General features: G+C 70.4%; 1 protein-coding gene. It reads right to left on the bottom strand.

Features of this window, described 5'->3' with window-relative positions; genetic code table 11:
• The coding region (locus ACWCSD_RS52725; RefSeq protein WP_449927521.1) for an IS4 family transposase at positions 1-1,175 on the bottom strand (1,175 nt) is incomplete at its 3' end.
• Positions 1,176-1,255: the final 80 nt, after the last annotated feature.

Genomic DNA, 1,255 nt, shown 5'->3' with positions numbered 1-1,255 from the left:
CGTGCGTTGTATTTGGAGATCGCGCGTTTGACGATGCGGTCTTTGGTGCGGACTCGCCGGGCGGGCAGGAGATGGGCCAGGACGTGACGGCCGATGGCGCCGATCAGGTCGATGTCGGTGCCGGTGATGACGCCGGCGGCCAGGATGAGCTGGTCTCGGGCGGCGGCCAGAGCGGTGGTGAAGCCGGCCCGGTCCGGGTCGGTGCCCGGGAGGCTGTCGGTGGCGTCGGTCATCGCGGTCCGCAGCACCTGGTAGACGGTCAGCAGCGCCCAGACCTCCTGCTCGATGCCGTCAGGAGTGTGCGCCCGCAGGACGTGACCGCTCAGGATGGTGGACTTCAGCTCGGCGTAGGTTGTCTCGATCTCCCAGCGCTCGTGGTAGAGCCGGATGAGGTCGGCCGCCGGGTAGGCCGATGCGTTGGTGAGGGTGGTCAGCAGCCGGTAGTGGCCGGTCCGGGTGCCCGCTGTGGTGCGGATGGTGATCTCGGCGTCGATGACGCGGACGGTCAGTGCACCGAGCCGGGCCAGAATCGAGCCGTCCCGGCAGCGGGCCACGGCGGGCAGGTTGCGGCCGGACTTGCAGCGGACCAGCAGGTCGGCGCCGGTGGCGGCGACCTGGTTGAGCAGGTCGGTGGCGGCGAAGTTCCGGTCGCCCAGCAGGAGCATCCCGGTTCGCAGGTACGCGGCCAGACGGCGGGCGTAGTCGAGTTCGCCGGTGCTGGCAGGCCCGAACACGGCTGCGATCATCGACCTGGTTCCGCAGGCCACCAGCGCGGTCAGACGCAGTTGCGGGTAGCCGGACGTGCCGTTGCCGAGTCGCTGGCGGGTGAAGATCGTGAGGTTGGCCGGACAGTCCGGGACCGGTAGCAGGGTGCCGTCGACGGCGACCACCCGCAGGCCTCGCCACCATCCTGCGGCAGCGGTCGTCGCTGCGGGGCCGCTGATCAGGTCGAACAGCGCTTTCATCGGGGCCGGGCCGAGCCGTTGGCGGGCCTGGCGAAGAGCGCTGCCGCTGGGCCGTGCCAATGCCAGGCCCGCCAGCCCGGCGCACAACCGGTCGAAGACCTGCCGGTAGCCCAGGTCGGTGAACAACGCCGCGGCCAGCAGCAGGTAGACCGTGACCCGCGCCGGTATCAGCCGGACCCTTCGCTCACGCGCACGCGTGTCTGCCAGCACTTCATCGACCATCTCGAACGGGATGATCCGGGTCAGTTCGCCCAGGTGTCCTGGCGCGAACACCCCAGCGGCTACCCCGG

This window comes from Nonomuraea sp. NPDC001684 (assembly GCF_053596515.1).
Note: the sequence above shows the minus strand (reverse complement) of the source record. Positions and strands in the feature narration are given on the sequence as shown.